The 17,069-nt window shown below is 65.1% G+C and carries 19 protein-coding genes; 4 read left to right on the plus strand and 15 right to left on the minus strand.

Features of this window, described 5'->3' with window-relative positions; all coding sequences use genetic code 11:
• Nucleotides 1–9: 9 nt before the first annotated feature.
• The 8 genes from phnN to phnG are packed head-to-tail and all read right to left on the minus strand — an operon-like array spanning nucleotide 10 to nucleotide 6,372.
• On the minus strand, nucleotides 10–606 hold the full coding sequence (gene phnN, locus ACIPUD_RS31595) for a phosphonate metabolism protein/1,5-bisphosphokinase (PRPP-forming) PhnN (protein WP_204512545.1): 597 nt from the start codon (nucleotides 604–606) through the stop codon (nucleotides 10–12).
• The gene (locus tag ACIPUD_RS31600; RefSeq protein WP_085351663.1) at nucleotides 603–1,757 is read right to left on the minus strand and encodes an alpha-D-ribose 1-methylphosphonate 5-triphosphate diphosphatase; all 1,155 of its coding nucleotides are present in this window, start codon (nucleotides 1,755–1,757) and stop codon (nucleotides 603–605) included. Before ACIPUD_RS31600 ends, phnN begins: the two co-directional genes overlap by 4 nt.
• A gap of 11 nt (nucleotides 1,758–1,768) precedes the next feature.
• Nucleotides 1,769–2,467, minus strand: coding sequence for a phosphonate C-P lyase system protein PhnL (gene phnL, locus ACIPUD_RS31605; RefSeq protein ID WP_368506951.1), 699 nt, complete (start codon nucleotides 2,465–2,467; stop codon nucleotides 1,769–1,771).
• A gap of 38 nt (nucleotides 2,468–2,505) precedes the next feature.
• Nucleotides 2,506–3,303, minus strand: coding sequence for a phosphonate C-P lyase system protein PhnK (gene phnK, locus ACIPUD_RS31610; protein ID WP_085351548.1), 798 nt, complete (start codon nucleotides 3,301–3,303; stop codon nucleotides 2,506–2,508).
• On the minus strand, nucleotides 3,296–4,192 hold the full coding sequence (locus tag ACIPUD_RS31615) for an alpha-D-ribose 1-methylphosphonate 5-phosphate C-P-lyase PhnJ (protein WP_247820972.1): 897 nt from the start codon (nucleotides 4,190–4,192) through the stop codon (nucleotides 3,296–3,298). Before ACIPUD_RS31615 ends, phnK begins: the two co-directional genes overlap by 8 nt.
• Nucleotides 4,189–5,292: a carbon-phosphorus lyase complex subunit PhnI gene (locus ACIPUD_RS31620; protein WP_377791260.1), complete on the minus strand. Its 1,104-nt coding sequence runs from the start codon at nucleotides 5,290–5,292 to the stop codon at nucleotides 4,189–4,191. The genes ACIPUD_RS31615 and ACIPUD_RS31620 overlap by 4 nt, the downstream gene beginning before the upstream one ends.
• A 2-nt stretch (nucleotides 5,293–5,294) precedes the next feature.
• Complete coding sequence (phnH, locus tag ACIPUD_RS31625) at nucleotides 5,295–5,903, minus strand: phosphonate C-P lyase system protein PhnH (protein ID WP_446482213.1); 609 nt, start codon at nucleotides 5,901–5,903, stop codon at nucleotides 5,295–5,297.
• Nucleotides 5,904–5,907: 4 nt separating this feature from the next.
• Nucleotides 5,908–6,372 (minus strand): phosphonate C-P lyase system protein PhnG, encoded by a 465-nt coding sequence (gene phnG, locus ACIPUD_RS31630; protein ID WP_446482214.1) that lies wholly within the window; start codon nucleotides 6,370–6,372, stop codon nucleotides 5,908–5,910.
• A 118-nt stretch (nucleotides 6,373–6,490) separates the two neighbouring features.
• Here phnG and phnF point away from each other — a divergent pair, with 118 nt between their 5' ends.
• Nucleotides 6,491–7,222, plus strand: a complete 732-nt coding sequence (gene phnF, locus ACIPUD_RS31635; RefSeq protein WP_018453077.1) for a phosphonate metabolism transcriptional regulator PhnF — start codon at nucleotides 6,491–6,493, stop codon at nucleotides 7,220–7,222.
• Between the two features lie 164 nt (nucleotides 7,223–7,386).
• Here phnF and phnE (ACIPUD_RS31640) read toward each other — a convergent pair whose 3' ends face one another.
• From phnE (ACIPUD_RS31640) to phnC, 4 genes are all read right to left on the minus strand, one after another.
• A complete protein-coding gene (phnE, locus tag ACIPUD_RS31640) occupies nucleotides 7,387–8,235 on the minus strand; it encodes a phosphonate ABC transporter, permease protein PhnE (protein WP_026232457.1) in 849 nt (282 codons plus the stop codon).
• Nucleotides 8,232–9,116 carry a phosphonate ABC transporter, permease protein PhnE gene (gene phnE / locus ACIPUD_RS31645; RefSeq protein WP_026232456.1) on the minus strand — a complete coding sequence of 295 codons (885 nt, stop codon included), beginning with the start codon at nucleotides 9,114–9,116 and terminating at the stop codon, nucleotides 8,232–8,234. Before phnE (ACIPUD_RS31645) ends, phnE (ACIPUD_RS31640) begins: the two co-directional genes overlap by 4 nt.
• A gap of 76 nt (nucleotides 9,117–9,192) precedes the next feature.
• Nucleotides 9,193–10,128, minus strand: coding sequence for a phosphonate ABC transporter substrate-binding protein (gene phnD / locus ACIPUD_RS31650; RefSeq protein ID WP_446482215.1), 936 nt, complete (start codon nucleotides 10,126–10,128; stop codon nucleotides 9,193–9,195).
• Nucleotides 10,129–10,191: 63 nt separating this feature from the next.
• Entirely contained in the window at nucleotides 10,192–11,001 is an 810-nt protein-coding gene (gene phnC / locus ACIPUD_RS31655; protein ID WP_446482216.1) for a phosphonate ABC transporter ATP-binding protein, read from the minus strand.
• A gap of 183 nt (nucleotides 11,002–11,184) precedes the next feature.
• Between phnC and ACIPUD_RS31660 the strand changes: the two genes are divergently transcribed.
• From ACIPUD_RS31660 to ACIPUD_RS31670, 3 genes are read left to right on the plus strand one after another with little or no spacing between them, the layout of a single operon-like run.
• Nucleotides 11,185–11,844, plus strand: a complete 660-nt coding sequence (locus ACIPUD_RS31660) for a chloramphenicol acetyltransferase (protein ID WP_377791257.1) — start codon at nucleotides 11,185–11,187, stop codon at nucleotides 11,842–11,844.
• Nucleotides 11,841–13,034 carry an alpha-D-ribose 1-methylphosphonate 5-triphosphate diphosphatase gene (locus ACIPUD_RS31665; RefSeq protein WP_018453071.1) on the plus strand — a complete coding sequence of 398 codons (1,194 nt, stop codon included), beginning with the start codon at nucleotides 11,841–11,843 and terminating at the stop codon, nucleotides 13,032–13,034. Before ACIPUD_RS31660 ends, ACIPUD_RS31665 begins: the two co-directional genes overlap by 4 nt.
• A gap of 18 nt (nucleotides 13,035–13,052) precedes the next feature.
• The gene (locus ACIPUD_RS31670; RefSeq protein WP_018453070.1) at nucleotides 13,053–13,751 is read left to right on the plus strand and encodes a DUF1045 domain-containing protein; all 699 of its coding nucleotides are present in this window, start codon (nucleotides 13,053–13,055) and stop codon (nucleotides 13,749–13,751) included.
• A gap of 3 nt (nucleotides 13,752–13,754) precedes the next feature.
• Here the strand turns inward: ACIPUD_RS31670 and ACIPUD_RS31675 are convergent, their stop codons facing one another.
• The 3 genes from ACIPUD_RS31675 to ACIPUD_RS31685 form a co-directional block, all read right to left on the minus strand.
• A complete protein-coding gene (locus tag ACIPUD_RS31675; RefSeq protein WP_018453069.1) occupies nucleotides 13,755–14,348 on the minus strand; it encodes a hypothetical protein in 594 nt (197 codons plus the stop codon).
• A gap of 77 nt (nucleotides 14,349–14,425) precedes the next feature.
• On the minus strand, nucleotides 14,426–15,826 hold the full coding sequence (locus ACIPUD_RS31680) for a selenium-binding protein SBP56-related protein (RefSeq protein WP_446482217.1): 1,401 nt from the start codon (nucleotides 15,824–15,826) through the stop codon (nucleotides 14,426–14,428).
• Between the two features lie 258 nt (nucleotides 15,827–16,084).
• Nucleotides 16,085–17,026, minus strand: a complete 942-nt coding sequence (locus ACIPUD_RS31685; RefSeq protein WP_446482218.1) for a dihydrodipicolinate synthase family protein — start codon at nucleotides 17,024–17,026, stop codon at nucleotides 16,085–16,087.
• Nucleotides 17,027–17,069 lie beyond the last annotated feature (43 nt).

Here is a 17,069-nt window from a genome sequence, read left to right on the forward strand (position 1 = left end):
TTGTGCCGGCTATTCGTGCCAGCCTTGATTCCTGATCACGCGCAGAAGCTGGCGGCCATGATACTCCGCGCTGTGCGCGTTGAGAATGGTGACATCGGCCTGGGCCGATGCGTCGTCGACGCTGCGCGTCAACCGTTCGGCGATATTGCCGTCGCTGTCCCGGGCGCGAGCAGCAAGCCGCTGCGCCAGCACATCCGGCGGCGCGGTGACCGCGACCACCACGACGTTTGCATAGGCCTGGCGCAGCGCGCCGATCACCGTGCGCGAAACATTGGCCACGACGGCGCGTCCGGCACGAATATCGTCGTTGAGGTCGCGGGGCAGCGCGTAGCAATGCCCATGCGCCTCCCAATGCACGGCGAATTCGCCATGCTCGCGCGCGCGACGGAATTCGTCTGGGCTCACCGCAATATTGTCTTCGTCGGCCGAGGATTCCCGCGTCACGACACGGCGCGGGAAGACGATGTCGTGATCCTCGATGCAGGCTGCCCGCGCCAGCCGCAGCAGCGTGTCCTTGCCGGCACCGCTGGGACCGACCACGAGCACGAGCCGCCCGGGCCCGATCGCACCCGTTGTCTTTCCCGCCACGGTGACGGCCTCGCTCATGCGACACGGCTTCCTTCGCGCCAGACGCTGCGGACCGCGGGGACGCTGCCCGCGACATGCACGCGGATCAGATCGGCACGCTTGCCGATCGCGATCTCGCCGCGGTCGGACAGGCCGACTGCCTCCGCGGGCGCCTTCGTCACGGTGCGGATCGCCGCCGGAAGAGTGATGGCGGGCACGTGCTCGGGCAAGTGCAGCGCGGCCATCAGAAGGCTCGAGGGAATGTAGTCCGACGACAGGATGTCGAGCAGGCCCTCGCGGGCGAGATCGACCGCGGCGATATTGCCGGAATGCGAGCCGCCGCGCACGACGTTCGGCGCGCCCATCAGGATGTCGATGCCGGCCTCGTGCAGGCCGCGCGCGGCCTCCAGCGTGGTCGGAAATTCCGCCACCGAAACGCCATCGCGCACGGCGTCCACGACGTTCTCCTCAGTGGTGTCGTCATGGCTCGCCAGCGGGATCTTGTACTTGTGGGCCAGCGCCACGATCTCGCGCATGTTGGTCGCGGCATAGGCCTTCTGATATTCGAAGCGCTTCGCGAACAGCTCGTCGAGCTCGGCGTCGGTCTTGCCGCCGCCCTTGCCGCGATAATAGTCGCGCAGCTTGCCTTCGTCCCGGAACTGGCGCTGGCCGGGGGTGTGGTCCATCAGCGACATCAGCCGCACGTCGGGACGGTCGATCAGCTCCCTGGCCTCCTCGACCACGCTCGGCATCGGGATTTCGCAGCGCAGATGCAGGAAGTGATCGGCGCGGAGCAGGTCAGCATCGCGAGCGGTCGTGATTGCGGCGGCGAGCGTGCCGGCGCGGCCGTCGACTTCCTCGGCGCCATCCTCGCGCCAGACCCGGAGCGAGTCGAACACCGTCGTGATGCCTGATGTCGCGAGCTGGCCGTCATAGGAGACGACGGCGGCGACTGGATTCCAGAACACTTTTGGTCGCGGCACGTAATGCGCCTCGAGGTGATCGGTGTGGAGCTCGATCAAGCCGGGCATGATCAGATCGCCGCCGGCATCCTCTGCCCCCGCGGGCGCCCTGCCCTCGCCGATCTCGGCAATGCGTCCATCGGCGAGGGCAAGCCAGCCCTGCTCGATCACCCGTTCCGTCAGCACGATCCTGGCGTTGGCGATCACGATGTCCTTCTTGGCGTTCATGTCCATTTCCTTCAGGCCGCGGCGGCGAAGCTGGTGACGTCGACGATGCGGTCGGCAATCTGATGACGGATTTCGTCGTCATGGACAATGGCGACCATGGCGACGCCCTGGCGCTTCTTTTCGGCTACCAGCCCGACCACGACGGCGCGGTTGGCGGCGTCGAGCGACGCGGTCGGCTCGTCGAGCAGCAGGATCGGCAGATCCGAGATGAAGCCGCGCGCGATGTTGACGCGCTGCTGCTCGCCGCCGGAAAAGGTCGCGGGCGGAAGCTGCCAGAGCCGCTCGGGGATGTTGAGGCGATGCAACAGTTCGCCAGCACGGGCTTGCGCCTCCGCGCGCGCCAGGCCGTTGACGATCAGCGGCTCGGCGACCACGTCGAGGGTCGCGACGCGCGGCACCGCGCGCAAGAACTGGCTGACATAGCCAATGGTCGCGCGGCGGATGTTGAGAACCTGCCGCGGCTCGGCGGTGGCGAGATCGACCAGCGCGCCGCGATGGTGGATGCCGATCCGGCCGGAATCGCAACGATAACTGCCGAAGATCATCTTCAGGATCGACGATTTTCCGGCGCCTGATGGCCCCGACAGCACGACGCATTCGCCGGGATTGACGTGAAAGGTCACGCCGCGCACCACGGGCAGCTCGATGCCACCTTGCAGGTGCATCGTGAAGGTCTTGTTGGCGTCGGCGATGTCGATCATGGCGGTCATTGGAGAACTCTTCTTGCAAGGCTCATTACGTGGAAGGCTCATGGCGGCAGGATCGAGGAGACGAGCAGCTGGGTATAGGGCTCGCGGGGGTCGTCGAGCACCTGATCGGTGAGGCCGGTCTCGATGACTCGGCCGCCCTTCATGACCATGACCCGATGCGACAGCAGGCGCGCGACCGCGAGATCATGGGTGACGATGATGACCGCGAGATGCAGCTCCGCGACCAGGCTGCGCACGAGGTCGAGCAGACGGGCTTGCACGGAAACATCGAGGCCGCCGGTCGGCTCGTCCATGAACACCAGCCGCGGCTCGGTGACGAGGTTGCGGGCGATCTGGAGCCGCTGGCGCATGCCGCCGGAATAGGTCCGCGGCGCATCGTCGATGCGCGCGATGTCGATCTCGACGCGAGTCAGCCAGTCCGACGCGGTATCGCGGATGCGGCCGTAGTGATTCCACCCCACCGCCATCAGCCGCTCGCCGACATTGGCGCCGGCCGAGACGGCCATGCGCAGCCCCTGCGCGGGATCCTGATGAACGAAGCCCCAATCGGTACGAAACAGGAAGCGCCGCTCGGCCTCGCCCAGCGTGGCGAGATCGCGGGTGACGCCATCGCGCATCCGGTAGGACACCTCACCGCCGCTGGCCGCGAGCTGACCCGACAGCAGCTGCAGCAGCGTCGATTTGCCCGAGCCGGATTCGCCGACGATCGCCAGCACCTCGCCGGGGTAGAGCGCAAAGGACACGTCGCGGCACGCCGCGATCCGGCCATAGGACTTGCTGAGGGATTTTGCGACCAGCAGCGGCTCGTCGTTCTCGAGCATGTCTTGATCAGCCATTCGATGCCTCCTGCGCCTTGTCCTTGTACGGCGCGGCGCTGAGGCTGCCGTGATGGCCGGCGGCCTGACGTCCCTCGCAATAATCGGTGTCGGAGCAGACGAACATGCGCCCGCCCTTGTCGTCGGTCACGATCTCGTCGAGGTAGGAATTTTCAGCGGCGCACAACGCGCACGGCGCGTTGAATCGGTACGGCTCGAAGGGATGGTCCTCGAAGTCGAGCGACACAACTTGCGTATAGGGCGGGATCGCATAGATGCGCTTCTCGCGGCCGGCGCCGAACAGTTGCAGCGCCGGGCAATTGTCCATCTTGGGATTGTCGAATTTGGGCGTCGGCGACGGGTCCATCACGTAGCGCGCATTGACCTTCACCGGATAGGCGTAAGCCGTCGCGATGTGGCCGAAGCGGGCGATGTCCTCGTAGAGCTTCACATGCATCAGGCCGTATTCGGCGAGCGCGTGCATGCGCCGCGTCTCCGTCTCGCGCGGCTCGAGGAAGCGCAGCGGCTCCGGGATCGGCACCTGGTAGACCAGCACCTGATTTGCGTGTAGCGACGTCTCCGGAATGCGGTGGCGGGTCTGGATCACGGTCGCATCGATCGTCGCCGTCGTCGTTGCGACGCCGGCGGTCTTGGCAAAGAACTTCCTGATCGAGATCGCATTGGTGGTGTCGTCGGAGCCCTGGTCGATCACCTTCAGCACGTCCTCGGGCCCGAGGATCGCGGCCGTCACCTGCACGCCGCCGGTGCCCCAGCCATAGGGCATCGGCATTTCACGGCTGGCGAACGGCACCTGATAGCCGGGGATCGCGATCGCCTTGAGGATCGCGCGGCGGATCATCCGCTTGGTCTGTTCGTCGAGATAAGCGAAATTGTAGGCGGGCGCGTTCATTCCGCGGCCTCCTTCATGGCATCGGGCGCATTGGCCTCAGTGAATTCCTTCCGCAGCTTGCGCAACAGGCCGAGCTCAGACTGGAAGTCGACATAATGCGGTAGCTTCAGATGCTCGACGAAGCCGGTAGCCTGGACGTTGTCCGAATGCGACATCACGAATTCTTCGTCTTGCGCGGGGGCGAGTGCCTCTTCGCCGAGCTCGCGCGCACGCAACGCGCGGTCGACCAGCGCCATCGACATCGTCTTGCGCTCGCTCTGGCCGAAGGCGAGGCCGTAACCGCGGGTGAAGCACGGCGCCTCCGTCGCGGAGCCCTTGAACTGATTGACCATCTGACACTCGGTGAGCTCGATCGAGCCGAGCGGCACGGCGAAGCCGACGTCTTCCGCGGAGAATTCAACCTCGACCTCACCGAAGCGAATCTCGCCGGCGAAGGGATGGTTGCGGCCGTAGCCGCGCTGGGTGGAATAGCCCATCGCCAGCAGAAAACCTTCGTCGCCACGCGCGAGATTTTGCAGGCGCAGGTCACGATCGGCGGGAAAATTGAGCGGCTCGCGGGTGAGATCGCCGACGCTGGCGCCTTCCTCGGCCTTAGGCGAGGATTCGATCAGCCCGTCGCGGCCGAGGATGTCGGTCACCCGCGGGGTCGGCGCAGACGATGCTTCGGCCGTCGCCGGCGCTTCCGGCACAAAGCCCTCGGCGAGCGAGGGATCGAGCAGGCGGTGGGTATAGTCGAAGGTCGGGCCGAGGATCTGGCCGCCGGGAATGTCCTTGAAGGTCGAGGACACCCGCCGCCGTACCCGCATCGCGCCGGTCTCGACCGGCTCGCTGGCGCCGAAGCGGGGCAGCGTCGCGCGGAAGGCGCGGACCAGGAAGATCGCCTCGATCAGATCGCCGCGCGCCTGCTTGATGGCGAGCGCCGCGAGCTCGCGATCATAGAGCGAGCCTTCGCTCATGACGCGGTCCACGGCGAGGCCAAGCTGCTCCGAGATCTGGTCGAGGGAAATTTCCGGCACCCTTTGGTCGCCGCGCCGTGCACTGGCGAGCAGGCGATGGGCGTTCTCGATGGCGCGTTCGCCGCCTTTGACTGCGACATACATGCTTAGCTTCCCTTGCTCACGACACGCGTGGTGCGCGGAATCGCAACCACGGCATCATCGGCGACCAGCATCACATCGATGCCGCGCGGAAACAGCGTTTCGTTGACGCGCAGGCGCTCGAACAGGTCGAACGGCTTGATCGAAGCCTGGAGCGTGGCGACACCGTCAATGCCGGGGCCGCGCAGCTCGAAGCTCCGCCCTCCGTCCAGGCTCTCGACCTGAAGGATCAATGTGGTTGAGCGATCCGGATATTCGCTGGTGCCGGGGGCGAAGCGCTCCAGCGAAGGGAGCGCCCCGCCGTCGCTGATCAGCGCGAAGCTCGCGATCGAGGAATCCTGCACCACCGGTGCACCGGTGTGGAATTTCAGCCATTTCACGAGGTCGGAACTCTCATGCATGCGCGCATCGAGCCAGAGCGGCGTGTCGTGATCGAACAGCGTCAACGCGATCGCGGCCGTGCCGCGCATCATCACACGAGGCGCTCCTGATGTCGGCACGATGCGCTGGACCGACCCCGGCCGGGCCATCGCGTCCATGACCGAACGAAAGGTCGATTGCGCCGACAGCACCTTGTCGGCGAACCCGGGGGGCAGTTCCGCAATCGTGGTCATGATCTCACCCCTCACCGCGCACCATGGTATAGAAATCAACCTTCGTCGCGGCGGTCTGGGCCGCCACCTGCTTGCGCCTGACCATAAGCTGCTCACGCAACGGCGCGATAATGTCCCGCTCCAGCGCGCCGGCGAAATCGCGGGACTGCACCAGGGCATCGCACAGCGCGATCAGCCGCGCCTTCTCGCCGTCGCGACCGAGCGTGTAGCCGAAACCGACCTCGCCGCTCGCAAGCCGCACCGCGGCGCGCGACACCGTGGCTTCACCGAGGTTGAACGGCGCACCATCGCCGCCGACCCGGCCGCGCAGCATGACGAGGCCGTTTTCCGGCGCGCGCAGATCCTGATGCGCCGGCAAAGCGAGAGCTTGGAGGCGAGCGGCGATCTCGTCCGCCTCCGCGTGCGCCAGCACGGCCATTGCGGCCTTGCGCTGGGCTTGCTGATTATTGTGCTGGGTCACCGCATCCACCGACTTCTCTGCAGAACTTGCCGAATCCAAGTTGTCTATGATACTAGACAACTTGATAGCGGAGCGCCATGACTGTTTCGTGACAAAGGCGTGATTTCTGGAGTAGCTTCCTGGCCACATGAGCATGCAGGACACAGCCTCCTCCGGCGTCGCGTTGTGGCGTCTCGTTGCCGACGGCATCGAGCGCGGCATCGCCGACGGCCGCTTTGCGGCGGGCGACAAGCTGCCGGGCGAGGTGGAGATCGCCGAAACCTATCGCGTCAACCGCCACACCGTGCGACGCGCGCTGGCCGCGCTTGCCGAGCGCGGCATCGTGCGGGCAGAACGCGGCAGCGGAACCTATGTCGAGGCGCAGAAGCTCGCTTATCCACTGCGCTCGCGGACCCGTTTCTCCGAGATCGTCGGCGCGGACGGCCGCGAACCGCATGGCCGGCTGATCGAGGCGTCCGCTGACGTTGCGACCCGCGAACTCGCGCGGGAGCTTGGCCTCAAGACCGGCGCACCGCTGGTCCGGATCGAGGCGATGCGCCTCGCCGACCGCACGCCGATCTGTGTCTCCACGACGTGGCTATCGGCACAGCTATTCCCCGCTGCGGGCGACGTCTTTGCCGCGACCCGCTCGATGACGAAATTGCTCGAGCATTACGGCGTCCGGGACTATCGCCGCGGCGCGACCCGGATCACCGCCGGTATCGTCGACGCAACCGACGCCGCACGGCTCGATCTGGCGCTGGGACGGCCGATCCTGGTGGTCGACGCCACCGATCACGATCTCGACGGCAAGCCGCTGGTCACCAAGCATTCGCGCTTTGCGGCGGAGCGGGTGGAATTTCTGGTGGAGAACGGGTGAACTGGCTGCCCTCTGCCCCTCTCCCCTTGCGGGAGAGGGTGGCTCGCCGCGCTAGCGGCGAGACGGGTGAGGGGTTGCCTCCGCGCACTGATCTGAATTGAGGATGCAGACCCCTCATCCGGCGCTTCGCGCCACCTTCTCCCACAAGGGGAGAAGGAAGAAGGTTACGCCACCGCCCGCCGCCCGATAATCGCAAAACGCAATTTGCCCGAAACGAAATCGATCGCGGCGACTGCGACCAGGATCATCAGGATCAGGAACGACACCTTCTGCCATTCCAGCACGCGGATCTGCTCGGCGAGCTGGAGGCCGATGCCGCCGGCGCCGACGATGCCGATGATGGTGGCCGAGCGCGTATTCGACTCGATGAAATAGAGCACCTGCCCGGCAATCACGGGCAGGACCTGCGGCAGCAGGCCGAAGCGAATCTCGTGCAGCGCGCTACCGCCGGAGGCGCGGATGCCCTCGACCTGCTTCTGGTCGGCGCCCTCGATCGCCTCCGAGAACAGTTTTCCAAACGCGCCGAAATCCGACACGGCAATAGCGAGCACGCCGGCAAACGGGCCGAGCCCGACCACGTTGATCCACACCAGCGCCCAGATCAGCGTGTCGACTCCGCGGATTGAATCCAGGAAGCGCCGCACCGGAAACCGCAAAATCCTCGACGGCACCACATTGCGCGCGGCAAGAAGACTGACCGGCAGCGCGAAGACCGCGGCCAGCGTCGTGCCGAGCAGCGCAATCGACAGCGTCTCGCCCAGCGCCTTCAGATAGACCGGCAGCGACGAGCCGGGATCCGGCGGGATCATCATCAGGCTGATCCAACCGAGCTGGCTGAGCCCCGCGAACAACCGCGACGGCGAGAAGTCGAGATCGATGAGGCCATAAATCAGAACCGCGAGCGCCGCGACGATCATCGCCGGCATCGGGAGCCGCGCCGAAGCCGGCCGGTCGAACACATCAGGGTAGCGCGCGCGAAGCGCTGATGTGTCAATGTCCTGCGGCCCCGTCACGTCCGCGCCTCCTTGCCGAACAGGCGGCCGCGCAGCCAGCCGGTGCTGATGTCGATAATGAAAACCGTGACGATGATGGTGAGCAGGATGGCGCTGACGTCCGAGTAGTAGAACTTGCGGATGGCGACGACGAGCTCCTGGCCGATGCCGCCGGCACCGACGAAGCCCATCACGGAGGCCTCGCGGACGTTGATCTCGAAACGCAGCAGCGCGTAGCTGGCATAGCCCGCCGTGACCTGCGGCAGGATGGCGAAGCGCATGCAGGACAGCCAGCTCGCGCCGGTCGAGCGGACGCCTTCGACCGGTTTCATGTCGGCGTTCTCGACGATCTCCGAGAACAGCTTTCCAAGCGCGCCGGTGGAGTGAATCGCGATCGCCAGCACGCCCGCCATCGGCCCCAGCCCGAAGGCGATCACGAAGATCAGGGCAAACACGATGCCGGGGACCGTGCGGGCGAATTCGAGCAGGCGCCGCACGACGAAGCGCAACCACGGCGCGGGCGAGGTGTTTTCAGCCGCAAAGAAGTTCAGGCAAAACGCAAAAGTCGCGCCGATCAGCGTGCCGACATAGGAGATCAGCAAAGTCTCGCCCAGCATCCTCAGCCATTTGCGCCAGCCCCACAGCCACTCGCCGACATCGGTCCAGACCCGCTGGCCGGTGTCGAGTGTGAGGATGCGGTCGAAATAGCTGATGAAGTTGCCAAAGTGGGCGAACAGCGTGCGCAGATTCACTTCAGCGCCGATCGCGGCCAGACACAGTGCTGCGGCGAAGATCACGGCTCCAGACAGGATTCGGAGCCGCTTGCGCGCCACCGCCTGGCGATAGGCGGCGTTGAGCACGGCGAGCTGTTGCTCGGGGAGGATCGAAACCGCGACGGTCATCTTGGCCAGGAAAATGGTCAATCAAAGAGAAAGAGCCGGGTCCATCGACCCGGCTCCAGTGGCATCGTCCCGAAACTCAGGACGCCTTCTTCTTACGCAGCGCATCGACGAACTTGATCAGCTCGATCGTGCCATCCCAATCCTTGGTGGTCGCGGGATGAAAACCCTTCTTCTGGCCGTCCTGGAGGCGATCGAACGCAGCCTTGTCCTTGGCCGGCGCGTCGAAGAACGCCTTGGCGATGGCGGCCTTGGCCTCTTCCGGCAGGTCAGAATTGTAGGCATAGGGGCCGTTGATGATCGGCGCCGACTTGTGGATGATGCGGAAATCATCCTTCTTCATCGCCGAGCCATCGGCATTCTTCAGCATGCCCTTGGTCAGCATCTGCGCTAATGTCGAGTCGTTGTCGCTGGTCCACTGGTTGGCCGCGACGTCGACCGTGCCCTGCGCCAGCGCCAGGATCGCGTTCTCGTGGCTTCCGGTGAAGACGACCTTGCTGAAATAGGTGTCGGCGTCCGCGATGCCCATCTTGTCGAGCTCGAAGCGCGGCACGTTGTTGCCGGAGGTCGAGTTCGGATCGACCAGGCCGAGGTTCTTGCCCTTGAGCTGATCGATGCTCTTGTAGGGGCTGCTCGCCTTGACGAAGAACACCGAGTAATAACCGGTGGAGCCGTCGGAGTTGATGTCGTTGGCGAAGGCGTCGGTCTTGACGCCGGTCAGGCGGGCGCGGGCGAACGACGCCGAGCCGTAGCTCGCGATGTGAATGTTGCCGGCACGCTGGCCTTCGATGACGGCAGCGTAGTCGTTGGCGATGCGCAGCGTGACTTTCACGCCCAATTCCCTGGAGAGATAGCTCATGAACGGCGCCCAGCGCTCGGTCACGCCCGAGGCGTTTTCCGCCGGAATGACCGCGAAGGTCAGCTCGGGATATTTGGCTTTCCAGTCTTCGGCGGAGGCCGAAGTCGTCAACGCGAGCGCGGCGGCGCCGGCGAGAATCAATCTGCGAGTAATCATGATAGCCTCTTCATTGGTTGAGGTCGGTTGACGCAAAATTGGTAAGTCCTGATGCGGCGCAGCTCAGGCGGCGGCCGCCGTTCCAAGCGCCGGAATGCCCTGTCGCACTGGTGCAGGCGTGCCGCCCATGACTTCGGCGGCTTCGAGATCGTAGAGCTCGCGCGCAACGTGCTCGGTCAACTCGGCCGGCGCGCCGTCGAACACCACGCGACCCTGCGCCATGCCGATCAGGCGGTCGCAATAGCTGCGCGCCAGGTCGAGCGAATGCAGATTGCAGAGCACGGTGATGCCGAAGTGCTTGTTGATGCGCAGCAGCGCATCCATCACGATCTTGGTGTTGCGCGGATCGAGCGAGGCGATCGGCTCGTCGGCGAGGATGATGTCGGGCTGCTGCACCAGCGCGCGGGCGATCGCGACACGCTGCTGCTGGCCGCCGGAGAGCTGGTCGGCGCGCTGGGCTGCGAGTGGGGCGATGTCGAACTGCTCGAGCGCGGACATCGCCAGCGCCTTGTCCTGCTCGGGCCAGCTCTGCGACAGCGAGCGCCAGGCCGGCATCATCGCGAGCCGTCCCATAAGAACGTTGGTGAGAGCATCGAGCCGGCCGACCAGATTGAACTGCTGAAAGATCATCGCCGAGCGCGCCCGCCACTGCCGCAGCTCCTTGCCGCGTAGCGCGGTGACGTCGAGACCGTCGAACAGGATGCGACCCTGCGAAGGGGTCGCGAGACGGTTGATGGTCCGCAGCAGGGTCGACTTGCCGGCGCCGGACCGTCCGATCACGCCGACGAAGCCGCCGGGAGAGACTTGAAACGAGGCGTCGTCCACCGCGGCTTTCACGCCGAAGCGACACGTCAGACCTTCAACCACCAGCATGCAGGGCTCCAGAGTAGCTGGGACCCACCGCTAACGCCGGCGCTTGACACTTGTGTGACACGGACGTTGCGATGCGGCGATCCTACACACCTCATCCCCTGTTCATCCCCTGTCATCGCGCCGTCATGACATTGTCATCAAGCCGCTCGAAGAGAAACACTCGCCCTCTCGTTCGGATACAACATGGCCGCCAAAGCTCTTTCGCTCCAGCCGACTGTCGATTCCTCGGCGAAGCTGCACGACACCAGGCTTGGGGCCTACACAGAGGTCGGCGCCCGCACGATGCTGCACGAAGTGACGATGGGCGATTACTCCTATGTCGTGAACGACGCCCAGATCACCTACACCACCATCGGAAAATTCTGCTCGATCGCGGCGATGACGCGGATCAATCCGGGCAATCACCCGATGCACCGCGCCACGCAGGCGCATTTCACCTATCGTTCGAGCGCCTATTTCGAAGGCGAGAGCGACGACACCGAGTTCTTCGACTGGCGGCGCCAGCATCACGTCCATATCGGCCATGACGTCTGGATCGGCCATGGCGCGATCGTGCTGCCGGGCCGCAACGTCGGCACCGGCGCGGTGATCGCGGCCGGCGCCATCGTCACCAAGGACGTGCCGGCCTACACCATCGTTGCCGGCAATCCGGCGCGCATCGTTCGCCGGCGGTTCTCGGAAGAGGTTGCGGGGCGGCTTGCGAGGCTCGCTTGGTGGGACTGGGATCACGACAAGTTGCGTGAAGCCCTGCCCAATTTCCGCAAGCTCGGGATTGAGGATTTCCTCACGGCATACGAAGCAGGGGCACCCTCTTCTGCCAGCAAACGAAGCGCGGTCGCGTGACAGACATATTCCTCGAGGGCGGGCGGGCCCTGATCGGCTCCGAGTTCGCCGAAACGTCGCTTCTCGTGTCCGGAACGGACATCGCAGAGATCAATGCCTCGCGCAGCCGGGCGCGGCTGGCGATCAAGGCGCGCGATCTGCTGGTCCTGCCGGGCATCGTCGATCTGCATGGCGATGCCTTCGAGCGACAGATGATGCCGCGCGCCGGGGTCGATTTCCCGATCGACGTCGCGCTCGCCGACAGCGACCGCCAGGCGATCAGCAACGGCATCACCACGGTTTTTCACGCCACGACCTGTTCGTGGGAGCCGGGCCTGCGCAGCGCCGGCAATGCGCGCAGCCTGATGGAGGCGATCGAACGGCAGCGCCCGCAATTCGCCGCCGACACCCGCTTTCACCTGCGCCACGAGACCTACAATCTCGACGCCGAAACCGAGATCAGCCAATGGCTCACTGAGGGCCGCGTCGACCTGTTCGCCTTCAACGACCACATGGACGGCACGGTTGGGGACATGGCCAAGCCGCGCAAGCGCAATCGCATGGTGGAGCGCACCGGCCTGTCGAGCGAGGAATTCGACCGGCTGGTCGGACACATAATGTCCCGCGCCGCGGATGTGCCGGCTTCCGTGTCACGGCTGGCCGCGACGGCCCGCGCCGCCGACGTGCGGATGCTCTCGCACGATGATGCGACGCCGGCGATGCGCGAAGGCTTTCGCGCCATGGGCGTGGCGATTGCGGAGTTTCCGATCAACGAGGAGACAGCGCGGGCGGCAGCAAGCCACGGTGACGCCATCGTCTACGGCGCGCCGAACGTCGTGCGCGGAGGCAGCCACACGGGCTGGACCAGGGCATCCGACATGATCGCCAAAGGGCTCTGCTCGGTGCTGGCCTCGGACTACTACTATCCCGCGCAGCTGCTCGCTGCGTTCCGGCTCGCCGCCGATGGCGTGCTGCCGCTGACCGAGGCCTGGAATCTGGTCTCCGCCGCGCCCGCGCGCGCGACCGGTCTTGCAGATCGCGGCGTGCTCGCGGAAGGCCGGCGCGCGGACATTCTGCTGGTCGACGACAGCATGCCGCTGCGGCCGCGGCTGATCGCCGTGATATCAGGCGGCAAGCTCGTGCATCTCACCGAGGCGACGCGGTTGCTTGGCATGCCAGCTACCCCGCGCCAAGCTGTCGCCGCGGCATAAACCCGCTATGCTCGGACGATGACGAGTTTCCCCCGCTACGCGATCTATTTTGCCGCAGGCAGCGACAGCGCGCTCACCCGCTTCGGCGCGGAGTTGCTCGGCTACGATGCCTATACCGGCAACGAGCTGCCGTTTCCCGCCGACGCATCGCGTCTCGCGCCGGACTGGCGTGATGTCACCGCCGATCCCCGCAAATACGGCTTTCACGCCACGCTGAAGGCGCCGATGGCGCTGGCGTCCGACAGGCGCGAGGTCGAGCTTGTTGCGGCCTGCGCGACATTCGCCGGCAGGGCACGCGCAATTCCGGTGATCCGCCCGGTCGTCGATTCCATCAGCGGCTTCATCGCCGTCATTCCCGGGGAGCCGGTCGGCGAACTCCAGCAGCTCGCCGCCGATTGCGCGCGCGACTTCGACTCCTTCCGCGCGCCGCTGAGCGCGGAAGACCGTGCGCGGCGCAAGCCGGAGAAGCTGAGCGAACGGCAGCGCCACTATCTCGACCGCTGGGGCTATCCTTACGTGATGGAGGAATTCCGTTTCCACATGACGTTGACGGGCCGGCTCGACGTGGAGCGGCGCGGGCCGATTCTGGAAATGCTGCAGGGAAGGTTTGCTGCGCTCGGCCTCAAGACGCTTGCGATCGATCGCGTCGCGCTGTTCAAACAGGACCACGCCAAGGCTCGCTTCCGCATCATCGGCGAGTGGGCTTTGACCCAGTAAGTGTCAGTGCCAGCTCGCGAGATTGAAGCCGAAGGCCACAACGCCAACCAGAATGAGGCTGGTGGCCCAGATTACATCCAGATTGAACCAGCTTCGCGAGACGAACCTCAATCCCAGATGGCGGTAGACCAGCCACGCCAGACATCCGCCGGCGCTGACCATGGCAGCGACGTGCACCAAAGACACCAGAACCGCCATCCCGAGACTCGCCTTCATCAGCGCGCCGGCGGCCTCATGGCCGGCATCGAGTTCGAAGGCCTGGCAGAGCCCGAGATAGATCGGCACGAGCATCAAGGCGGCGCCGTGAGCAATGGCAACGGCAAATGACCAGAGCGCCAATTGCGTCGGCGGAATTCGTGCCAGCGCGCGCGGATGGCGCCGCTCGACCAGCCGATAGACGCCGAAGCCGATGACGAAAAGGCTCGCGCCGAGCTGGATCGAACGCTGCCACTCGGCCAGCACGAGCAGGAACGCGAATGGCAGCAGCACGAGAAGCGTTGCCAGGAGATGTCCGGCGGCCAGAGCCCACAACGCACGAAAGAGCGCGCGCGGGCTCTTGTCCATGAGCCCGGCCGAAACGGCGAGCGGCCAGCCCATTCCCGGATTGACCCCGTGATAGAGACCGCTCGCAACAAGAGCGAGCCACAGCCAGCCGAGGCTCGCGTGTGCCCAATCTAGGCCGACGGGTAGCAAAAGGAGTCCGTCGAACAATCACCGCCCTCCAGCCTGATCTGGTGCGCACGATATCCGTCGGGGAAGCTCACGAAGTAGTTCTTGTCGAGTTCAAGGCCGCCATTGCGACCGACATTGGCCATGACTTCCACACCCGGAACGCCATCGGGATAGAACTGGTCATCCCAGGTGGAATAGAGCGAATTGGTCCAGTACACGCGCCAGCCGTCGCGGCTGATCTCGACCATCTGCGGGCCGGCCGCAAATGCCTTGCCGTTCGGATGGGGGGTGCGGCGCGCGATGCCGCCGATGTGAACCGAGCCCGCAAGCTTCGGCTTTCGCGGATCACTCACGTCGTACTGGCGCATTTCACCCGTGCCCCAGCACGAGACATAGAGAAAACGATCATCCATCGACAGGTCGATGTCGGTCACCAGCGGCGGCACGGCGCCAAAGCCCTGAAGCAGCGGCGGGAGCTTCTCCTTTGGCGCAGGCTCGGGCGGGATCGTCGCCGTCTTCTCCGCATGGAATTTTCCGCCTTCGCGCCACCAGGTCCAGATCGAGGCTTCGAGATTCGTGGTGTCGACCACAACGCCTACAAAGCCGTATTCGCGAACCGGATCGTGCGCCGGCCGTACCTCCAGCGCCATCTGATGATTGGCGCCGAGGTCGATGGTCTGCACGTTGCGACGGGCGCGGAGATCCCAGAAGTGGAGACGATGGCCATATTTGTTCGCCAGCAAATCTTCCGGGACGATCCCGTTCTCGAACTGCGGCGGCAATGCCCATTCGCTCGTCACCATGTAGTCGCGCGGCAGGTTCCACCAGAAATCATAGTGCAACGTCTGCGGGCCGCGGTCGATCTCCCATCGTCCAAGGACCTCGAACGTCTCGCAATCCATGATGAAGACGCCTGGAGGCCCGTTGGTGCCGTCCTTGCCGCCGCCGCCCAGCGTGCTCACATAGATGCCGTCCGGCCCGCAATGGATGGTATGTGGCCGCGAATAGCCGGTCTTTTTGAAGACTTCCTCGGGCTCGATGATCTTGTGGATTTTGGCTTTGGTCGGATCGGGCTTGGTATCGATGATGTAAATCCGCGACGAGCGCAGCCCGGGGATGATGAGATAGCGCCGCTCGATGAAGGCATGCCCAGTGAGCGGCGACAAGGCGGAGGAGCAGGCATTCCAGCCGAAGTGATGAAACTCATCGCCCTTGTTGGGCATCGTCACGGTGTGGACGATCTGGCTGTAGGTCGGCGATCCCGGCTTGGCGTCGATCACCGCGAGAGAATCCGGTTTCGAGAAATCCGGACTGAGCAGCAACGTGTAGGCAAAGTTCTCCGCAGGAGCTTCCATCGCAAGCTTGGGCGATGCGTGAAAGGTGGGATCCGGCCTCATCGTCATGGCACTGCCTCCCTGTTTCGTTGGTTCGCACCAACCTGGTTCGGAATAGCGGCATAATGAAGAGCTGTTGCGCGATGTCTTGAGTTGCTCCGCGGGCCAGGTTGGCGAGCGTACAATATGTCATCGCCGGGCTGCGGGAAACCGCCCGAACCGCGTTAATTCGACGCCTTCAGCCAGATGGAAGCTGGCGGGATCAGGCCAGGGTGCGCACCTCACACTCAGCGTCGTCCCGGCCTTCGCCGGGACGACAGCGTTGCGCTACTTCCCCCACCTCAACGCCAGCGCATCGCGCTCCTTGGCCAACTCCAGCAGCCCGGCCCGCGTCGCCGGGTGCAACGGCTGGAGCGGATGCCGCACCGTGTCCGACTTGATCACGCCGCCGGCCTGCATCATCGCCTTGCAGGCGATCAGGCCGCATTGGCGGTTTTCGTAGTTGATCAGCGGCAGCCAGCGTTCGTAGGCGGCTTTGGCCTCTTCACGCTTGCCGGCGAAATAGGGATCGACGATCTGGCGGATGCCGTCGGGATAGCCGCCGCCGGTCATCGCGCCGGTGGCGCCGGCATCGAGATCGGCGAGCAGCGTGATCGCTTCCTCGCCGTCCCAGGGACCCTCGATATCGCTGCCGCCGGCGTCGATCAGGCTGCGCAGCTTTGCAGCCGCGCCCGGCACCTCGATCTTGAAATAACGGATGTTGGCGAAATCGCGCGCCAGCCGCGCGAGCAGCTCAACCGACAGGGGGGTGCCGGCGACAGGCGCATCCTGGATCATGATCGGAATCTTGATCGCGCCCGACAGCACCTTGAAGAATTCGACGACGCCTTTTTCGGGCACGCGGAAGGTGGCGCCGTGATAGGGCGGCATCACCATGACCATGGCGGCACCGGCCGCCTCGGCCTGCCGGCTGCGCGCGGCGCAGACGGCCGAGCTGAAATGCGTGGTGGTGACGATCACGGGAACGCGGCCCGCGACATGCTCCAGCACCGCATGCATCACGGTCTCACGCTCGGCATCCGTGAGCACGAACTGCTCGGAGAAATTGGCGAGAATGCACAGACCGTTCGAGCCTGCGTCGATCATGAAATCGATGCAGCGACGCTGTCCCTCAAGTTCGAGTTCGCCGCGCTCGTCGAAGATGGTGGGTGCGACCGGGAACACGCCGCGATAGGGGCGCTGGGCCTTGTGGTGGGGCGTGACCGGCATCGAACTCTCCATCCCTGATATCTCTTACATCTGCCGCGACGCT

It is taken from the genome of Bradyrhizobium sp. CAR08 (assembly GCF_052871955.1).

Excerpts from the sequence above, each read along its gene's own strand:
- phnK (WP_085351548.1), bottom strand. The coding sequence starts at position 3,303 with ATGGCTGATCAAGACATGCTCGAGAACGACGAGCCGCTGCTGGTCGCA.
- ACIPUD_RS31620 (WP_377791260.1), bottom strand. The coding sequence starts at position 5,292 with ATGTATGTCGCAGTCAAAGGCGGCGAACGCGCCATCGAGAACGCCCAT.
- ACIPUD_RS31670 (WP_018453070.1), top strand. The coding sequence starts at position 13,053 with ATGACGAGTTTCCCCCGCTACGCGATCTATTTTGCCGCAGGCAGCGAC.
- phnH (WP_446482213.1), bottom strand. The coding sequence starts at position 5,903 with ATGACCACGATTGCGGAACTGCCCCCCGGGTTCGCCGACAAGGTGCTG.
- phnF (WP_018453077.1), top strand. The coding sequence starts at position 6,491 with ATGAGCATGCAGGACACAGCCTCCTCCGGCGTCGCGTTGTGGCGTCTC.
- ACIPUD_RS31675 (WP_018453069.1), bottom strand. The coding sequence starts at position 14,348 with ATGGGCTGGCCGCTCGCCGTTTCGGCCGGGCTCATGGACAAGAGCCCG.
- phnE (WP_026232456.1), bottom strand. The coding sequence starts at position 9,116 with ATGACCGTCGCGGTTTCGATCCTCCCCGAGCAACAGCTCGCCGTGCTC.
- phnD (WP_446482215.1), bottom strand. The coding sequence starts at position 10,128 with ATGATTACTCGCAGATTGATTCTCGCCGGCGCCGCCGCGCTCGCGTTG.
- phnN (WP_204512545.1), bottom strand. The coding sequence starts at position 606 with ATGAGCGAGGCCGTCACCGTGGCGGGAAAGACAACGGGTGCGATCGGG.
- ACIPUD_RS31685 (WP_446482218.1), bottom strand. The coding sequence starts at position 17,026 with ATGCCGGTCACGCCCCACCACAAGGCCCAGCGCCCCTATCGCGGCGTG.
- ACIPUD_RS31615 (WP_247820972.1), bottom strand. The coding sequence starts at position 4,192 with ATGAACGCGCCCGCCTACAATTTCGCTTATCTCGACGAACAGACCAAG.
- phnL (WP_368506951.1), bottom strand. The coding sequence starts at position 2,467 with ATGACCGCCATGATCGACATCGCCGACGCCAACAAGACCTTCACGATG.
- phnC (WP_446482216.1), bottom strand. The coding sequence starts at position 11,001 with ATGCTGGTGGTTGAAGGTCTGACGTGTCGCTTCGGCGTGAAAGCCGCG.
- ACIPUD_RS31600 (WP_085351663.1), bottom strand. The coding sequence starts at position 1,757 with ATGAACGCCAAGAAGGACATCGTGATCGCCAACGCCAGGATCGTGCTG.
- ACIPUD_RS31660 (WP_377791257.1), top strand. The coding sequence starts at position 11,185 with ATGGCCGCCAAAGCTCTTTCGCTCCAGCCGACTGTCGATTCCTCGGCG.
- ACIPUD_RS31680 (WP_446482217.1), bottom strand. The coding sequence starts at position 15,826 with ATGACGATGAGGCCGGATCCCACCTTTCACGCATCGCCCAAGCTTGCG.